General features: G+C 49.7%; 12 protein-coding genes and 1 pseudogene. 11 read left to right on the forward strand and 2 right to left on the reverse strand.

Going from position 1 to position 18631, the window contains the following annotated elements; genetic code table 11:
- Nucleotides 1-361 precede the first annotated feature (361 nt).
- On the forward strand, nt 362-676 hold the full coding sequence (locus KDK15_RS05425) for a YodC family protein (RefSeq protein ID WP_257294348.1): 315 nt from the start codon (nt 362-364) through the stop codon (nt 674-676).
- A 112-nt stretch (nt 677-788) separates the two neighbouring features.
- A complete protein-coding gene (locus KDK15_RS05430) occupies nt 789-1079 on the forward strand; it encodes a DUF2158 domain-containing protein (protein WP_257294349.1) in 291 nt (96 codons plus the stop codon).
- Nucleotides 1080-1142: 63 nt separating this feature from the next.
- Here the strand turns inward: KDK15_RS05430 and recN are convergent, their stop codons facing one another.
- A complete protein-coding gene (gene recN / locus KDK15_RS05435; protein ID WP_257294350.1) occupies nt 1143-2852 on the reverse strand; it encodes a DNA repair protein RecN in 1710 nt (569 codons plus the stop codon).
- Between the two features lie 236 nt (nt 2853-3088).
- Here recN and grpE point away from each other — a divergent pair, with 236 nt between their 5' ends.
- From grpE to dnaJ, 3 genes are all read left to right on the forward strand, one after another.
- Entirely contained in the window at nt 3089-3703 is a 615-nt protein-coding gene (gene grpE / locus KDK15_RS05440) for a nucleotide exchange factor GrpE (protein ID WP_257294351.1), read from the forward strand.
- 208 nt (nt 3704-3911) lie between these two features.
- Complete coding sequence (gene dnaK, locus KDK15_RS05445; protein ID WP_257294352.1) at nt 3912-5843, forward strand: molecular chaperone DnaK; 1932 nt, start codon at nt 3912-3914, stop codon at nt 5841-5843.
- A 165-nt stretch (nt 5844-6008) separates the two neighbouring features.
- Nucleotides 6009-7151, forward strand: coding sequence for a molecular chaperone DnaJ (dnaJ, locus tag KDK15_RS05450; protein ID WP_257294353.1), 1143 nt, complete (start codon nt 6009-6011; stop codon nt 7149-7151).
- 301 nt (nt 7152-7452) lie between these two features.
- On the opposite strand, the gene KDK15_RS05455 is transcribed toward dnaJ, so the two are convergent.
- Nucleotides 7453-14817: an AAA family ATPase gene (locus KDK15_RS05455; protein ID WP_257294354.1), complete on the reverse strand. Its 7365-nt coding sequence runs from the start codon at nt 14815-14817 to the stop codon at nt 7453-7455.
- Nucleotides 14818-15137: 320 nt separating this feature from the next.
- Here KDK15_RS05455 and KDK15_RS05460 point away from each other — a divergent pair, with 320 nt between their 5' ends.
- From KDK15_RS05460 to KDK15_RS05485, 6 genes and pseudogenes are all read left to right on the forward strand, one after another.
- The gene (locus tag KDK15_RS05460) at nt 15138-15716 is read left to right on the forward strand and encodes a hypothetical protein (RefSeq protein ID WP_257294355.1); all 579 of its coding nucleotides are present in this window, start codon (nt 15138-15140) and stop codon (nt 15714-15716) included.
- Between the two features lie 33 nt (nt 15717-15749).
- Nucleotides 15750-16082, forward strand: coding sequence for a hypothetical protein (locus KDK15_RS05465; protein WP_257294356.1), 333 nt, complete (start codon nt 15750-15752; stop codon nt 16080-16082).
- Complete coding sequence (locus tag KDK15_RS05470) at nt 16082-16282, forward strand: hypothetical protein (RefSeq protein WP_257294357.1); 201 nt, start codon at nt 16082-16084, stop codon at nt 16280-16282. The genes KDK15_RS05465 and KDK15_RS05470 overlap by 1 nt, the downstream gene beginning before the upstream one ends.
- A gap of 252 nt (nt 16283-16534) precedes the next feature.
- Nucleotides 16535-17470 (forward strand): annotated as a pseudogene (locus KDK15_RS05475) (di-heme oxidoredictase family protein); the annotation flags it as partial.
- Complete coding sequence (locus KDK15_RS05480) at nt 17434-17580, forward strand: di-heme oxidoredictase family protein (protein ID WP_257294358.1); 147 nt, start codon at nt 17434-17436, stop codon at nt 17578-17580. The pseudogene KDK15_RS05475 and the gene KDK15_RS05480, both read left to right, overlap by 37 nt.
- On the forward strand, nt 17577-18614 hold the full coding sequence (locus KDK15_RS05485) for an imelysin family protein (protein ID WP_257294359.1): 1038 nt from the start codon (nt 17577-17579) through the stop codon (nt 18612-18614). The genes KDK15_RS05480 and KDK15_RS05485 overlap by 4 nt, the downstream gene beginning before the upstream one ends.
- Nucleotides 18615-18631 lie beyond the last annotated feature (17 nt).

Here is an 18631-nt window from a genome sequence, read left to right on the forward strand (position 1 = left end):
TTGAGCCTTGGATCATAACAACGAATGTTGCGGTCGTTGCGGTTTTAATCAAGAGCACTAATTAAAAGAAGAAGAAGAAAAAAAATTAAGATTTAACCTCTAACCTGTGAGATCACTCACCCCCACCCCCTCAGCTTCTGCCGAGGCAAACCGTATATTTTTATTTTCTTCAATTGGTTAGTGAAATTTATCAGAACGAATAGATCAATATTTGTTCTCTAACCGATCTCTTAATGTTTGTACCAAACCACATGGTTAAACATAACTCTCTAATCGAATACTCACTCAAGAGCAACACGATGGAACTAATATAATAAAAAAATGTCTATAAAAAGACTTTCAAACAAAAGGAATCAAACAAATGGAAATAAGAGCCAAAATCGGTCAACTTGTCCGCTTAAGAGCCGGAGGACCCGTACTCTGTGTTACGTACGAATACCCTATGGCTGATGGATCTTATAGCTATACCTGCCAGTGGTTCGAAGATGAAACACTTAGAGATTACACCTTTCCAATCGTAGCCCTTGAGCCTGTGGAAGGTGAGTTTGAAGCTGATATTAAGGGTCAACACGACACCGAAGTGGAAACAGAAGCGGAAGCAGAAACAGAATCGGAAGCAGAAACAGAAGCAGAAATAGATACAGAAGAGGGCGATACTGATAAAAGCTATCACTAATCTTGTTACATCTTCACATCAAATACTCATTCAAGAATAAATGATGGAACTATCATGTTAGTAAAATGTCTATTAAATAAACTATCAAACTAAAGCAAAAGGATCCAAAGATATGGAAATAAGAGCAAAAATCGGTCAACTCGTCCGCCTAAGAGCCGGAGGCCCAGTACTTTGCGTTACCTATGAACACCCGATGGAGGATGGTTCTTATAGTTACTGCTGCGAGTGGTTCGAATATGAAAAACTCAGACATTCAACCTTTCCAATCGTAGCCCTTGAGCCTGTGGAAGGTAATTTTGAGATTGATATTGAGGTTCAGCCCGGCACCGAAACAAAGGCAGATTCAGATTCAGATTCAGATTCAGATGCAAAAGATCACGAATCTGGTAAAAATTATCACTAACTCTGGTAGATCCAAACCAATGAGGTTGCTTTAATTCATATAAAGCAACTTCACCGGAAGGATTTATACGCCATGCACCTGAGCCTGAAACAGCATCTCCTGGGCATGACTCAATGTTGGTGCCGTCAGCTCAACGCCACCCAGCATTCGGGCAATTTCGTGCACGCGATGTTCACCATTCAGCTCGAGAATACGGGTACTGGACGCTTTACGGCTGACTTTCTTACTAACGTGCAGATGCTGATTCGCCTGTGATGCCACCTGGGGCTGATGGGTAACACACAGCACCTGCCCGCTTTTGCCCACTTCTCTCAACATACTGCCCACAATCTCTGCAGTGCCACCACCAATACCGACATCCACCTCATCAAACACCAGCGTTGGCGTTGACGCGGTTTTTGCAATAATCACCTGAATGGCCAGACTGATACGGGAAAGCTCTCCACCAGAAGCCACTTTGCCCAGAGGGCGCGGAGACTGTCCCGGGTTGGTGGTCACCAGGAATTCGATGGATTCAAAGCCCTGGGAAGCAACCGTACGATCAGGAATGTCTGTCAGCTCGACACAGAACTTACCTTTGGGCATGCCCAGCAAGGCGATCCGTTCAGATACCTGTTTTGCCAGTTTTCGCGCGGCGGCTCTGCGCCTGGCAGACAGTTTTTCTGCTAACTGATGGTGTTTTTTCTGCAGCTTCTCCAGAGAAAGTTCCAGGTCAGCCACCTGCTCATCATGACACTGAACTTTTTCCAGCTCTTCGCTAATCAGTTGTTGTTTCTCCAGCAACGCTTCTGGCTGGATACGGTGTTTGCGGGCCAGATCAAAAATAGCACTGAGCCGGTCTTCGATTTCCCGGACTCTTTGTGGATCTGCATCAAAGTGATCAATAAAATGATTCAGCTCGCCAACCGCTTCCTCCACCTGAATCTGAGCGGATGACAGCATCTCCAGAGAGTTATTGATAGCAGCATGTTCAATCTGCAGTTCACTGAGGCGGTGCAGGCAGAAAGAAAACTGCTGCAGTAAATTATCACCATCATCACTGGTACAAACCCGGGTGACCTGATGGCAGGCCGACAAGGTTGCATCAGCCTGAGACTGCTGGCGATGCTCCTGCTCCAATTGTTCAACTTCCCCGGGCTGAAGGTTTAACTGCTCCAACTCATGCAACTGATAACTCAGCAGCTGAACCCGCTCTTCCCGGTCCTGCCGATCGGACAATAATGTGTGCAACTGTGCACAGGTCTGGCGATAATCCGCGGCAATACCCGCCACTTCCCGGGACAGCGCCAGCGAGCCGGAAAACTCATCCAACAGCTCGGCGTGATTGCTCTTTTTCAATAATGATTGGTGGGCATGCTGGCTGTGAATATCGATTAGCAGCTCCCCCAGCCCCTTCAACTCGGAAAGTGTGACCGGGATACCATTGATGTAGCCGCGGGAGCGACCTTCACGGGTGATGACCCGGCGCAGAATACATTCGCTCGCCGATGAATCGGAACCGCCAGCATGCTCCCCGTCATAATCTCGCTCCTGCAACCACTCTCTTGCGGCAGGTATGCGCTGAAGGTCAAAGCAGGCCCGGATATCGGCCCGATCAGCGCCAACCCGCACACAGTCGATGCCCGCCCGGCCTCCCAGGGCCAGCCCAAGGGCATCCAGCATAATGGATTTACCGGCACCGGTTTCCCCGGTGATGGCGGTCATCCCGGGATTGATGTCCAGGTTCAGGTGGTCAACGATGGCATAGTTGCTGATGGAGATTTGGTTCAGCATGGCAGTTCTCACGATCCCAATTGAATATCGGGGCTACTGTTTATTTATACAGTAAACTTAAAACCCAAATTGGTAAAGCAAATTTCCCCTTGAATAAGCTGCCATGACCCCCATATTAGGCTATCACTTAATACTTACTTTCGCCCCGGGGCCATACGGAAGCTCCACGGCTCATAACACGAAGACACGTTCCAGCCAGCATTTCAGGCTGGATTGACATCCGGAGAAACGTTGGAATGACTGAAAACACCAAAGCAGAAGATCAGGTCGAGAAACCTGAAGCCAACGGAGCTGAAATTTCTGCAGATGCTGAAGCAGCCGTTGTTGACCCTATTTTGGAAGAAGCGGCTGATTCAGATGATCAGGCCGAAGAGCAGGCCGACAACGATACCGCCAGACGTATTGAAGAGCTGGAAGAACAACTTGCCCAGGCTAAAGACCAGACGCTACGCGCTCACGCCGAAGCCATGAATACCAAGCGCCGGGCAGAGCAGGACGTCGAAAAAGCTCACAAATTTGCCCTGGAGAAGTTCGTCAACGAACTGATCCCTGTGGTCGAGAGCCTGGAAAAAGGCATTGAAAGCGCAGAACAGGGTGAAGGTCAGCACGAGACCATGCTCGAAGGCATGCGCCTGACCTGCAAACAGCTGCTGGATGCCCTGGCAAAATTCAATGTTGAGCAGGTTAATCCTGAAGGCCAGCCATTCGACCCGAACTTCCATCAGGCCATCTCCATGGTGCCAAACCCGGATATGGAACCCAACACCGTGATGAATGTCTTCCAGAAGGGCTACACACTGCACGGTCGTGTTATCCGCCCGGCCATGGTGGTGGTTTCCAAAGCGGCTTAAGGTCAATCTCACTATCGGGGGCTCCCGGGAGAATCTTGAAAGAGCCCCTTGAAAAAGCAAAGGCCGCTCCCATATAGCAAACCAAGATCGTGGTAATCACCACCTAAACGCTGTTTCAACAGACTCAACGTCGGTTGAAACCATTGGGCAACGAACAAAGATTGCAAAGTTTTCCGCCCTGTTTATATGGGCAATGGAGTGACTCAAAATGAGTAAAGGCAGAATTATTGGTATTGACCTGGGTACGACCAACTCGTGTGTGGCTATCCTGGACGGCGATAAATCCAAAGTCATCGAAAACGCAGAAGGCGCACGTACTACGCCTTCCATCATCGCCTACACTGACGACGGCGAGATTCTGGTAGGCCAGCCAGCCAAACGTCAGGCGGTCACCAACCCCGACAACACCCTGTTCGCCATCAAGCGTCTGATCGGCCGTCGTTTCAAAGACGACGTCGTTCAGAAAGACATCCAGATGGTGCCATACAAAATCATCGAAGCGGACAACGGCGATGCCTGGGTTGAGGTGAAGGGCGACAAGAAAGCACCACCTCAGATCTCGGCCGAAATCCTGAAGAAGATGAAGAAAACCGCTGAAGATTATCTGGGCGAGACAGTGACTGAAGCGGTTATTACCGTTCCTGCTTACTTCAACGATTCCCAGCGTCAGGCTACCAAAGACGCAGGCCGTATCGCTGGTCTGGACGTTAAGCGTATCATCAACGAGCCAACCGCTGCGGCGCTGGCTTACGGTATGGACAAGAAGAAAGGCGACCAGACCATCGCCGTTTATGACCTGGGTGGCGGTACTTTCGACGTTTCCATCATCGAGATCGCAGACGTAGACGGCGAGCACCAGTTTGAAGTACTGGCCACCAACGGTGACACCTTCCTGGGTGGTGAAGACTTCGACCTGCGTCTGATCGAATACCTTGCTGACGAATTCAAGAAAGACCAGGGCATCGACCTGAAAGGTGACCCACTGGCCATGCAGCGTCTGAAAGAAGCCGCTGAGAAAGCCAAGATTGAACTGTCTTCTACTCAGCAGACTGACGTTAACCTGCCTTACATCACTGCCGATGCTACCGGACCCAAGCACCTGAACGTTAAAGTCAGCCGTGCCAAACTGGAATCCCTGGTAGAAGACCTGGTTGCCCGTTCCCTGGAGCCATGCCGCATCGCGGTTAAGGACTCTGATCTGGACCTGTCTGACATCGACGAAGTTATCCTGGTGGGTGGGCAGACCCGTATGCCACTGGTTCAGCAGAAAGTGGCCGAGTTTTTTGGTAAAGAGCCCCGTAAGGACGTTAACCCTGACGAAGCGGTTGCCATGGGCGCTGCCATTCAGGCTGCGGTTCTGGCCGGTGACGTTAAAGACGTTCTGCTGCTGGACGTCACTCCGCTGACCCTGGGTATCGAAACCATGGGCGGTGTAATGACTCCGCTGATCGAAAAGAACACCACCATCCCGACCAAAAAGTCCCAGGTGTTCTCTACTGCCGATGACAACCAGGGTGCAGTCACCATTCACGTTCTGCAGGGTGAGCGCAAGCAGGCGACTCACAACAAGTCCCTGGGTCGTTTTGACCTGACAGACATTCCTCCAGCACCCCGTGGCCTGCCACAGATCGAAGTCAGCTTCGACCTGGATGCCAACGGTATTCTGAATGTTTCTGCAAAAGACAAGGCAACTGGCAAAGAACAGTCTATTGTGATCAAGGCATCATCTGGTCTGTCGGACGAAGAAATCGATCAAATGGTCAAGGATGCTGAAGCCAACGCGGCAGACGACAAGAAGTTCGAAGAGCTGGCTGCTGCCCGAAATCAGGCTGATGCTCTGGCTCACGCAACCCGCAAGACGCTGGAAGAAGCGGGTGACAAGGCCACTGAAGAAGAGAAGGCGGCCATCAACAAGGCGATCGAAGACGTTGAAGCTGCTGTCAAAGGTGACGATAAGGAAGAGATCGAAGCCAAGACCAAGGCGCTGTCTGAAGCGTCTGCAGGTCTGGCCCAGAAGATGTATGCTGAAGCTCAGCAGCAGGGCGAAGCCCAGGCCGATGCCGGTGCTGAGCAAAAGGCTGACGCAGCTGACGATGCCGTTGACGCTGAGTTTGAAGAAGTAAAGGATGACAAGAAGTAAGACCGCATCGATCATCAATGACTGATGATAAGGTCACAACGCGGGATTCATTCCCGCGTTGTCGTATATATCAAAATGATGGCTTTGTCAGACTTGACCATGAATCCAGTTAGCTCTGTGTTTTCATGCTCGACTGGTGAATGCAGGTAGCTCAGGGTTTTTCTGATGTCAAAACGCGACTACTACGAAGTGCTGGGTGTAGAAAGGAGCGCTTCGGACAAGGACATAAAAAAGGCCTATCGTCGTATGGCCATGAAATATCACCCCGACCGTAACCCGGGTGATAAAGCAGCGGAAGAGAGCTTCAAGGAAATCAACGAAGCGTTTGAAATTCTTTCCGACAGCCAGAAAAAAGCGGCCTACGATCAGTACGGCCACGCCGGTGTCGACCCGAACATGGGTGGCATGGGTGGTGCTGGTGGTTTTGCCGGTGGCAATTTTGGTGATATTTTCGGCGATGTCTTTGGTGACATTTTCGGTGCTGGCGGTGGCCGCAGCCGCAGCTCCGTCCAGCGTGGTGCCGATCTCCGCTATCAGCTGGAACTCAGCCTTGAAGAGGCCGTTCGCGGCGTCACCAAGAAAATCCGTATTCCAACACTGATCAGCTGTACCGGGTGTGATGGCTCCGGCGCAAAAAAAGGCACTCAGCCCGTCAGCTGTACTACCTGTGGTGGTATTGGTCAGGTGCGTATGCAGCAGGGCTTCTTCTCTGTGCAGCAAACCTGTCCTGACTGTCGCGGCACTGGCAAGATGATCAAGGATCCCTGTAACGTCTGCCACGGTGAAGGCCGCGTTCAGGAATACAAGACCCTCTCTGTCAAGATTCCTCCCGGTGTTGATACTGGCGACCGAATCCGTCTGGCCGGTGAAGGTGAAGCCGGTGTGAATGGTGGGCCAGCCGGTGACCTGTATGTTCAGGTCAGTGTTGCTGATCATCCGATCTTCCAGCGCGATGGCAAGCATCTGTACTGTGAAGTACCCATCACGTTTGTGGATGCAGCACTGGGCGGTGAGCTGGAAGTTCCCACCCTTGAAGGCCGGGTGAAGCTGAAGATTCCAGCGGAAACCCAGACGGGTAAACTGTTCCGTCTGCGTGGCAAGGGTGTTGTCCCGGTTCGTGGTGGTGGTGCTGGAGATCTTATGTGCCGGGTTGTGGTCGAAACTCCGGTGAAACTGACCGAACGCCAGAAAGAGTTGCTCAAGGAGCTGGATGACACCTTCAAAAAAGAAGGTGCCGGTCACCAGTCGCCTAAAAAGCAGTCCTTCTTCGATGGCGTCAAGAAGTTCTTTGATGATATGACTTCCTGATTCACACCCTCAAAAGACCTCTGTTATCAGGGGCTTCAATTCCAATGACCTTTCTAACTATAACTACCCACTGCTTTGGGAAGTTAAAGACTGAACCACAAGTAAACAACTGATGACGTCTCGAAATGTGGTTCGATGGCATCAAAAATGGAGGGTCCTACCGCTGACTCGATAGAGCACGAAGAAGAGCTTTTCTTTTCCTTTGTACCTTTGTGGTTCAAACACAGAACAGTAGCCACTTACACTTAAATAGATAGATACTTAATGTCTACCGTAAGAAACTGAACAGCGCCCACTCACTTCAGCTTTGCACCCCCAGACTTTCAATATATTCATCATAAATCTTCTGAACATCTTCTGACCTGATAACCACCAGATCCTCACAATCCATCATTTTTTTGATTCTGGCGTCTTCCAACATTGCAACATTGTCTTTTTGTTTGGCGACAAACTCAGAGGCGGATTCGGCATTATAGTACTTATCTGTAGCAAAGACCTTATCATAGTTGAGTAGCAGATTTTTAACGTGAACCGTGCTTGTTGGTTTATCCACATGGAACGGTCTGAAACTAAGATGCTCTCTTCCGGCCAGACCAATACTCACCGGTGCCCTCAAAACTTGGGTACGTTTGTACAGATAGTGCGCAAAGCGCGTTTGAGTCTCTTCCGGCTGGCCGCGGGTATCAATAAAGCCATTGGTCATAAGGAAGAGAGGCTTACCCACTTGGGACTGACTTGAAGCCACTTTTTTGTAGGCAGGAATCCCCTGGAGAAGACGACTGATATCGGGTATCCCATCTTCTGGCTGGTCAGTCCACTGCTCAAGTTTGGCAGAAGCACCCAGCAACGTTTCAAAGGTTTCCGAACACCCAGTGGGCATGGTGTCTTCATCTATCTCTGTCACCATCTCGTTGAGCTGTTCGGTATAACGTATTGGGAAGTTGAAAGAGCGTTCATTGCGTTTCCAGAGATTATACCAATATTCAATATTCTGGTTGGCAAGCATTCTCAACGATGAGATATTTTCTTCGATCCAGCGCCATTGTTTGAGATTTAGAAAGCGATTAAATGACGGTTCTTTTTTAGGTTCCACCCACTTCTTTTGGACAATAAAAGCAGCCAAAACAGAACACCATCCGGTATTGGTCACTTTTTTTTCCATGCAGTGCTTCAAATGAGCAGTCAATACCGATTCGAGGAAACCCCACATTTTCTTCGAAGGGGCATAGCGACACGGTGCATCAAGGCAACTTTGACAATGTTCAATATGTTCCACAACCTGCCTGCAGGCATCTGAACCCGACTCAGCCATTTGGTTCAAACCAGTCAATAATGCATCTTCGACCTGTGTTTGTTCCTCCATGAAATAACCATCATATTGTTTGCAGGTTGACAATCGTTCACATCCCTGACTAATGCCTTCCAGATTGGCTTTTTTGAAATGCCCCATTACCTCGGGGGCTAAAGCAGCAAGGGAGTTCTTGATAGTCTCCCGCTCTGCGTAATCATGAACATCAATTTTTGGAAAGTAAGGGTTGTAGCCATGAGTATCCATTTCCGAGTCAGCACCTCCCAAATCATAGGTTTCCCAATCATGGCCATTCCAGACTTCTGCCCATACATGGATCTCACTTTCAACAATACGGCAGGTAATACCAAAATATTGCAGAATAAACTTGAAAACAGGTACGCGGTGCCTGCAAGAGCCAACAGTCTCTGAGAGCAGAATCTGTGCCAAATCATCTGAACCATTGATCTTACGGTAACTTTGAGTGTCAAACTGGCGACAATATTCCGCTGCTGCTGCAATTCGACCCTGATCATCCGTTGCGTTGATAATATCCAGCACCAACTGCTGCTTATCGGTCAGCATGGTTATGGGGGCTTGCGCAGCTGCCTGCACCGTATTGAACAGGTCATCGACGCGATGCCTGATCGGTTCCGGACAATAGTTGTCCTGTGGAATGATCAGGTCATCACGCTGATTATGGCCATGGGGTTTGAACGGTTCTCCCGGGAGGCAACAGAATTTATCTTGTTCCTGAGTCTCTACTGGTTGAGTATCATGCACTTTATTAACACCGGCTTTTTCAAGCAGACCAGCGCTACTCCATTTTTTGCTCAGTTTATAGTGGACATGAATAGTGCGGTTTATTAAACCTGAAAACTGAATCCAGTGCTGGCCAGTATAGTTATCCAGGAATATCTCGTGAGCCTGCACTGGTTCCGTCCGAAGTTCCGTTATCTCCTCCCTGGGGAATCGGCTGGGCAGAGGAAATAATTTATGGTTTGGTCCGACGTTGATCGTGTGACACCCATAAGCTTCCCCCGGATACAGTTGAACAGTATTATTTCCCAATGGTGGATCCATTCTCTCAGGAAAGACCCTGATTAAATCTCTCTTTCCGGGTTTCCATTTGTTCTTATAAATATTGCCATTATCGGTCACTTCATAATGAATGAACTCTAACCGGTAATGCCTGATGTCCTGAGCGTAGAATGTCCTTTCCCTCCTTATGGGTCCGGATTCAGACCCACAACATCCAATGACTGTTCTGGTTTCTATGGATTGGTAGTCATCCCCACTACTTCCCCTATCCCCACTTTGCCGGGTCTGCGCACCGGGAACAGACGTAACATTACCGTCAAGTCTCTTGCCATCCATTGGACGCAAGTAAGGCAAACACTGTGCAATGGCAAAAGCGGGAAGACAGCAAGCAGCCGCAAATGGCAGACAGGCAGGCTTCAGATAAGCCTCCCAGACTGAAGCTGGCTTGTCGATGTCCACTTGCAGGTCACCGCGCAATAAGCGTTCCCAGATTTCTCTTTCTGACAAAATGTGTCGGTACCCATCCAGGTACCTCAGAGCTTCCTCGTGCCCGGCTGAAACCTGCTGCTCTGCAGGGCCAGCCCTCCAGCCACTGAGCTTAAATACCTCCGAGGGGGGAACGCCACTGCCTTTTATTCGTGCACGAAACCACTGTCGCTGCTGCATAACATAGAGCGCCTTGCTTTGCTTATCACCACTGCCTCCCAGAACATCTGGCATGCCTGTTTCTTGCCGCCATAACCACTGGGCAGTCCGCTTGATAATTTCTGTCCTGGTATCGCTATCCGACAGCTTCTCATCAATAACGAGCTCCCGCGTCTGCGTGACACCAAAACCGCCGGATTTTGCACGCTGAATAAATAATGGTCTGTCCAGGCTGGGAATGGTTTGAAAAAGCCAGTTGCATAACCTGTGATCGTAACGATGACCATCAACAGGTGTGTGTTGCTGTTGCATTGAGTGCTGGAGGAAGCCAGCAACTTCCTCTTTGGTGATTTTTCCGGCTTCCATATAGAGGAAGTAATGCTGACTGAATAATTCCGTTAAGTCGGATTGTGGCGTGACCGCCGCCGCCAGGTTTTGCAGATCCCGGCAAACCGGGAAAAGCGCCTGCCCCGATTGCTTTAACCGTTTGTGAAGGTAACAATGCAGCGCGGCAATATGCTCAGCTGTTTGATCCTGGTTTTCAGGGGGTAATATCTGTCGGGCAATTTTGCCTAGCTCCTGCTCATTGTAATCATCGATTCTGATAATCCGGAAACGATCATTAAGTGCCGGTGAAAATGCGCTGCGCCCGCTGTATTCCGGTGGGTTGGTGGTGGCAAAAAGATGGAAGCCGGGCGTGCAAGGCTCGGTCAGCACATCATTGAGCTCACCTTCAAGGTCGGCACTGCTGATCATGTTCAACTCTGAAACCACCAGAACCTTTCCTTCCTGCTGAGCTTCCCTGATGGCTTTTTTCAGTTCAGTCCAGTCACAGTCTCCGGCATTAAAATAACGGACATCGGTGGGCTTGCTCTTTTCATCACTGGTGTCCCACATATCCAGCAATAATTTTAATGTTGCATCCTTGCCTCTGCCGGCAGGGCCTTCAACCAGCGTAGCCCTTCGCCCTGAATGACGAACGCCACTTTCATGCTCAAGACAGAGACGGTCAAGATCCTGGGCCAGCGTCTGCATTAATGATTTAACGGACTGCGACGATGCATCAAATTCAGGTTTTTCCAGGGTAACGTAGTGACAGAATTTCCTGTAAAGCTCATCAAGACGCAGGTCGTACTCCTTCTGTTCAGAGGTTGCCAGTTTGTGGGTTTTATAGTGGTGCCCAAACCACAGCTTTAAAATCTGATAAGACTCCTGTGTCTGATGTTGCATTGAGTGAGCGATGACACTGTCAAACCCGTTCCAGACCATGTCGTTGAGTTGGGTTTGCGTTACACTCTTGCTGGTGTAATGGAGCTGACAGGCCATCCAGCCACAGACATCGGTAAGATCCCGGGGGCTGAAGACCCGGTCCGGTAGCAATAGTTTCAGTTGCTTTTGCAGCTCCATAACCGTGTCGGCAGTCTGCCGGGCCGCTGCGTCATCAAGCCCCTTCAGAAGGGTTCCATGAAATATCCTGTTCAGTGCAGGCAAGACCACCTGTTCTTTCAGGAACTCCGGGCTTAAAGCGGGATAGTGAACCCTTGTACCCCGATCCTGCAGTACCGTTTGCTGACTTCGACCGGAGTAGGCACCGGGATTACAGGTGAACACAACCCGGTGTTGCGGTGAAATGTCCACTCTTTCAGAGCCACAGAATATATGGGGATTTTCGGACCAGATACCGGCCAGGACGTTATCCAGAAGTTCGGCGGCAAGGTTCGCCTCATCCACCACCAGGGTTACCCTTTCGCCAGGCCCAGGCTCTGTTTTGGCCCATTTCAGGATAATTCCCGCCTGCTCTTTCATCCCACGGTCATCACCCTGCTGTTGCCAGACCCACCGCTTGAGGAGATGGCTCTCTTCTGCGCTAGGGCCAATAGTCAGGGTAAATGTGGGACCTAACGATTTTGCTGCCTGATGGGCGAGATAGCTTTTGCCCGTACCGGTGGTACCCTCAAGAGTGATCAATTTATTGCCCTGGATTCGTCGCTTGAGTCGAGCCAGTCTCCTGAGGCCTCGGCTGTCCTGGGATATGCGTTTTGAGAGTATTTGATCCAGCACTGCCTGATCATCATCAATGGCATTAATGAATTGCCGTTCCAGCAAGCTGCGGATCAAATTCTGCTGCTGGTTAGCGGGTACATTTTGCTGGATCTTCAGAATCCGGGTGGAGAGGTAGTCCAGTCGCGTCTGAACCGGAATACCCTGTTGCTTCCGGAAAGCCCAGCCAGCGTAAAGGGCATTGTTCAGAATCCGGGTAATAACGGATGAGCGGTAGGTCGCATCAGGCAGTGCGTTAAAGATTTTATTATCACACTGAAGTCGTTTTTTCAGCGCTCGCTGGTAAATTTTGGGGGCGTGGCGACATAGCAGTGCGATCAGTGTTTCCGTATGGCCAGGCTGGTTATAATCAAGCGTCATTGGCTCAGGGCTTGAGAAAAATCCCTCTCCGAACATATCAGCCAGCTCCCACCCGTTGCTGGTAATATAGTGACGGTCGATAAGGTGACCATCCCCAAGAACAGCGGTCAATTGATCAATATCTACCCAATAGCCATTCCGATCCGGCCATATTTGTCGAGTGACTGACTTTGCGAACGCTCTGACTTGCCTGTTTTCCCTGGCGACATGTGTCACCAATGTTGCAATGGCTTTTCGATAGTGAACAGGATGAGCTTCGGTGCCTCCTTCCTGCGTGACGATAGCATTAGCTTCGTTGAGTACCGATTGCACCAGGGCATCCGATAACTTTGGCAATTTAATAGTGGCAAACCTTTCCGGCAGGGTCTTTAAAGCACTTTGCAGTTTTTCCAGCCCCTCTTTCAGCTCGTTCCAGGCTGGGGAGTGTTCAGGAACTGGCGGAGTCACCACGGCTTCTTTGGCAATGGCACTCTGCCATATCACCGATTCCGTTCTGGCACCTTCAGGCCATAAAAGGTAAATTCTGGAATCGGCTGGTATCTGCTCTTTACTGCCATTGACAAAAAAGTGGCCGGGTTTCAAGAGCAGGGTTTCCAGCTCAAGTTGCAACCTGGGGTTTTGCTCCAGGCCACACAAAATAACCGGTTTATTTGACCGCAGAGCCTTCATCATACCGGACCAGCGGAATCCGTACCGATATCTGGCCTCAGAGGCTATATGTGGGTTATTCACTAACTGTGACAGGGTCGTTTCAGGATTGACACGGACAATCTCAGCCTCTGGGTGCCTGTTGCACAGATCATTCACCAGTGCTTCCTGATCCTGACTGCGCTGGATCTTTATCATTTGATCAAATGCTTCACCAGCAAGTTGTGGCGAACTGTCAGGCCCGGCAGGAAAGAAAGACTGGGGTTGCCTGGTTTCAAGTAATGTCAGTTGTACTTTGGTCTCTTCGACCTCCTTTATTGTTGTCAGCCTATGGAGTAATTGTGCCCACTGCGCCTCCTGCAATGAAGAGGTCACCACTATTGACCTTGACCCTCCCGCCTGAATGGCTTCTTCCAGAGGATTGTGCTCGCAACTCTCTCCTTTGGCGTTAATCCCCACTGTACTGAGCCAATTTTTAAAATTAGCGGAATTGATGGTGATAAGCGGTCCATCAGGGATATTGGCTTCAAGCTTGACACTGTTAAGGAGCCGGGACCTGTCTTCACCCCCGGATTGTCTGACCAGGAAGAACATGTCTTCAGGCAATGACAGTTTTTCTCCCTTTGCTTCAATTTCCCTGGTGATTTTTATATTACGCAGAGCCTGGGTAAATGCCGGATCCCCTTCGGGGGCATCGGTTATCCACAGGTTTTTTGGTTTCTCTCTCTCAATGACTCCCGCCTCCCAGCCGAATCCACGATCGGCGTTAACGCCATAGCTTCCGAGCAGTGTTTGCCGCCAGGGAACATTGCCGTGACACAAATTAATGGAGGGCTCTTCAGGGTTATTTTCATCCGTGACACAGGGTGAAAAATCAAGAATGGAACGGTGCTCTTCAGGGGTGCTGGTGAGCGATGCCAGCTTTTTCTGATAATCCCAGGTATTTTCAACCCGGTTTATGCGCCGACAGGTATCGGCTCCCAATGAATAGGTATTACCTGCGTGAAGCTGTTTTTTTTGCACCAGAACCAGTATCTCGACATGACGGCCTAATCTGATTTTATTTAACGCAGGGTTTTCCGGGTCGAGCAGATCATTGAGCGCCACAGTATCGCAGGGGTTCATCTTCTGTAAATCAACCACTAACCGGATCGGTCGATTGTTTTCAAATAGCTTGCCGGGTGAACGCTCGCATTTGCCACCACCTTCTTTTAGATGAACACGCTGGCGTAAGTTGTCCTTGGACAAATCTTCAAAACTTTGTATCAAATGAATCTCAGCACCGGCCTCTCCATTTTGTGCACGTTGATACTCAAAAGTTGACAGCTTATCCAAAAGTCCATCCAAGTCAGCATCAGGCGGCATGATGACACAGTCAAACTTCACCGGGTTGATGGCGGCAGAAGTTCTTTTAATATCAATGGCGGCAATATCAAAGCTTTGAATTGGGCGTCTTTCACACCGAAGCACCCGGGGAGGCGTATCATTTTCCGGAAACGTCTGAAGAAGTGGAACATTTTCTTCAGGTAATTGTTCACTTGATGTTTTATTGCCAACAGTCAGCGGCCTGGTGGGGAGCATGCCTGCAAAAGATAAACCGGAAATTTTTTCGAAAGCATTCATATTTATATGCCATCCCTAGTCCAGTAGTTGGTCGAATGTTTTAATCATTCTGTATTGACCATAATTTCGTAAGAATGTTCCGTATCTTTCCCTTATCATCAATTGATTGATAACCGGTCATTGGCTAACCGGCGCTTGCAAAAACGGGGCGAACCATAGACCTGTGTGGTTCAGCATTTAACTTACCAAAGCAGGTAGAAAGCGCTTTTAGTAGTTGGATAACTACTTGTGCACACTTGAAAAACAGTTATTGAAACTTTTCAGGAAAAATGCTGTCTGACTTATCAGCAAAAAAAAATTAATTTATCAGGTGGAATATTATGGACTCGAGTTCCTGTCTTAATGACAGTTTTCGCTATTGTCTTAATGACATCTTACTTCGCCCCGACTGTAAAGAGTGCTGGCCATGTTCCAGCTGCCTTGGTGGGGTGTTTGGTGTAATTGGTGGCTTGTTCACTGGCCTTAAAGTTGAAATTGTGGGGGTAACTGGCAAGGCGTTAACTACTGGCCAGGCAGTAGGTTGCAGCATGGGAGTGGGGGCGGTAGGAGGAGCGATTGGTGGTACTGCAGTAGCGGCTGGATTCCTTGCCTATTGTTGCAAAGATAACGATCAGGACGATACCCAAAGCCAACAAGAACGTTCTATTGCTTCCAGACCGGTCACACAGCAACCATGCAAGGTGATCCATTTAACCAATCCCAACCACTCTGGTAACCGTTCTGCACACTTAAATTACCTTTCAGCCGCTTACTTCATCGGTAGTCACGGCGGATACTTCGATGGTAGTTCTAGCGGTGGTCATGGTGGTTGCTACGATGGTGGTCATAGCGGTGGTGATTTTGGATGCGGCGGTGGTGGTGGTGGTGATGGTGGTGGATGCGGCGGTGGCGGTGATTGAACAAATCCCGCAAAATTCAGGCGATGGCCGATCTTGGCTTTCAAGGTTGGTGTGCTTCAGGGTGTCGAGTCTGAGCTGATGAAAAACATGCTGAAGTTCCATGATCTCCAGATTGTGGAAATCATGACCCCTCGTTCAGTGCTGTTTTCAATGCCAGAATCTACCACCACTGATGCTTATATGAAGGAGTTTACCGGTTCCAGCTTCTCACGTATCCCTGTGTACGATGAAGACCCGGATGATATCAATGGCTTTGTCATGAGAAATGACATTCTGCTCTCCCACCTCCGGGAAGGCGGCAATACCAAACTGGAAAGCCTGAAACGTCCGATTATTGCCGTGCTGGGGAGCCACTGCCAAAACTGATGGCCACTTTCCTGGAAAAACGCAGTCATATCGCCATGGTTGTCACCGAATATGGCGATATCCGAGGTATCGTGACACTGGAAGACATGATTGAAACGCTGCTTGGACGCGAAATCGTTGATGAAAGTGACGAAGTCGTGGATATGCAGCTGGCAGCAAAAACCAAGTGGGCCCATCGCCTGACAGCGACTGCTTCCTGATAGCCTTCATTTCCAAGTAGACGACTGGTAAGGACTGCTGAATGCATGGCCACTGGACGAGGGCCTGATCGATTATACCCAGCCCACACATTATGACTATGAGATGGGCAATGATGGTGCCCTGGCAAATATTGTCAGCAATACCGAGTTAACCGTAAACGGTGAAAAGTCACCTATGAACAAGGTGAAGAGCGACCGGGTGGCCAGACATCAGCCACCGTTTCAGGGCGTAATTCCTTTTCCCTTCCCTCGGCCAATATGGCGGTGAGTCGTCGTCTGGACTTCAGTGTTGGCAACAGTTTTTTCCGCAACCCCTGGGCCCCCGCCAGCACCAACGCCAGAGATGCTCTGGGTCCCATTTTTAACACCAATGGTTGCCAGAACTGTCATATCAAGGATGGACGAGGCCATGCACCGGAAGACGGTGAGCTGAACCGTGTATCCCTGTTGGTCAGGCTCAGCATCGCTCCCAGCCCCGGAAGCCAGCCGTTATTGCCCCATCAGCGGGTAATCCCCCATCCGGTTTATGGCGACCAGCTGCAGGATTTTGCCTTGCCCGGCGGTATCGCTGAAGGCCATGTTCGAGTCAGCTATGAATACCATCAGGTTACATTTCAGGATGGTAAAACCGTTGAGTTAAGAAAGCCGGTTATTGCCATTGAAGCGCCTGGCTACGGCCCGCTATCCTCAGACGACCATGGCAACGTCATGATGTCAGCACGAATAGCGCCCCCCATGGTTGGTCTCGGTCTGCTGGAAGCTATTTCCGAACAGGACCTGCTCGCTAATGAAGATATTGATGATAACAACGGTGATGGTATTTCCGGAAAAGCAAACCGGGTCTGGGATGTGGAACAGAAAAAGATCGCTATCGATCGCTTTGGCTGGAAAGCCGGGCAGCCAACCCTGAAGCAACAGAATGCCGCTGCCTTCAATGGTGATATGGGACTGACCACCAGTCTATTTATGGAAGAAAGCTGCACTGCCACACAAAAACGCTGTCATGAGCAAATGGCAGGTGAGCATCCCGAAGTATCGGACAACATTCTCAATAAAATAACCTTCTATAGCCAGAACCTCGCCGTGCCCGTCAGGCACGATGCCAAAGAAGGCAAAGTGCTGGCAGGTAAACATATTTTTTACGACGTTGGTTGTGTTTTCTTCATGATGGTCGGGCAAGGACACTGATAGAAGCTATTCTCTGGCATGATGGCGAAGCAGCCGAATCCAGACAACGAGTATTGGCAACGACTGCCAGAGAGCGTAACGCGTTGATTCACTTTGTAGAATCCTTATGAAGAAGTACCTGAAACTGATCATGCTTTTTGTGGGCTTGAGCGGGTGCGATCAGTTTTTTCCTGAAAGACTGGATTTATCCCGTTCGCCCATGACCGTCTTGCTGGAAGACCAGATCCAGCCACGTTATACCAGCCTGGTTTCTGAAGCATCGAACTTGAGAAACCTTGCCTCGGAGTTCTGCCTCAATCCGGATAACAAAAATTTCGGGCTTCTGCAGCAACAATGGCGTACAACCATGTTAAGTTGGCAATCAGCGGAAGCGGTTAGTCAACTGATGCTGGAAGAGAACATGGAAAGCTGGCGTTTTCAGTTCTGGCCAGACAAGAAGAATCTGACCGGCCGAAAAGTTGAAGCACGGCTCAAGAGTGCAACCCCTATCCCTTTACTGTCAGACAGCGTTATTCTTCAGGGTCTTTCAGCTTCCGAATACCTGCTCTTCGATTCCCGGGCTAATGATGCCCTGGCCTTAAAGAAAAGCGAATATTGCCAGTTTCTGATGGAAAACACTGAAGCACTGTTTGCCAACAGCATGGAGTTACAGCAGAACTGGGAAAAGTCAGGTAACTACTACCTCAAGCTGATGGCAATGGAGCGTGGCCAATATGCCCCGGGCCTGGATGGCTGGGTGCTGAACAGCCTTGATGCCCAAACTTCACGGCTGAAAAAAGAGCTGGCCCTGCCCCTGGGGAAAAATCGCACCAACCTTTTCCTGGCGGAATCCTGGCGCAGCCAACAATCTCTGGAAAATATCCGGACAGTGCTCGCAACCGCAGATTCTCTGGTCGCCCTGGCCATTGAACAATCCGCAAATCAGGAACAGGCTGCGTTGTGGCAAGGCATTGTTCTGGCGCTGAACCGTCTCTCATTAGCCATGCAAAACCTGCCTTATGATTTCACCACAGCGATTGAACAAGGAAGAATCGAAGAGCTTCACCAGCTAAAAGAGCAAATTAACTCGCTTAGCCAACAGATTGTAAAAACGGCGGGCAAGCTTCAAGTCCCCCTGGGCTTTAATTCAAGTGATGGTGACTAGGAGGCTGTCCGAGAATA

Origin of the sequence: Endozoicomonas sp. YOMI1 (assembly GCF_024606345.1) — a bacterium.
Classification (GTDB): domain Bacteria; phylum Pseudomonadota; class Gammaproteobacteria; order Pseudomonadales; family Endozoicomonadaceae; genus Endozoicomonas.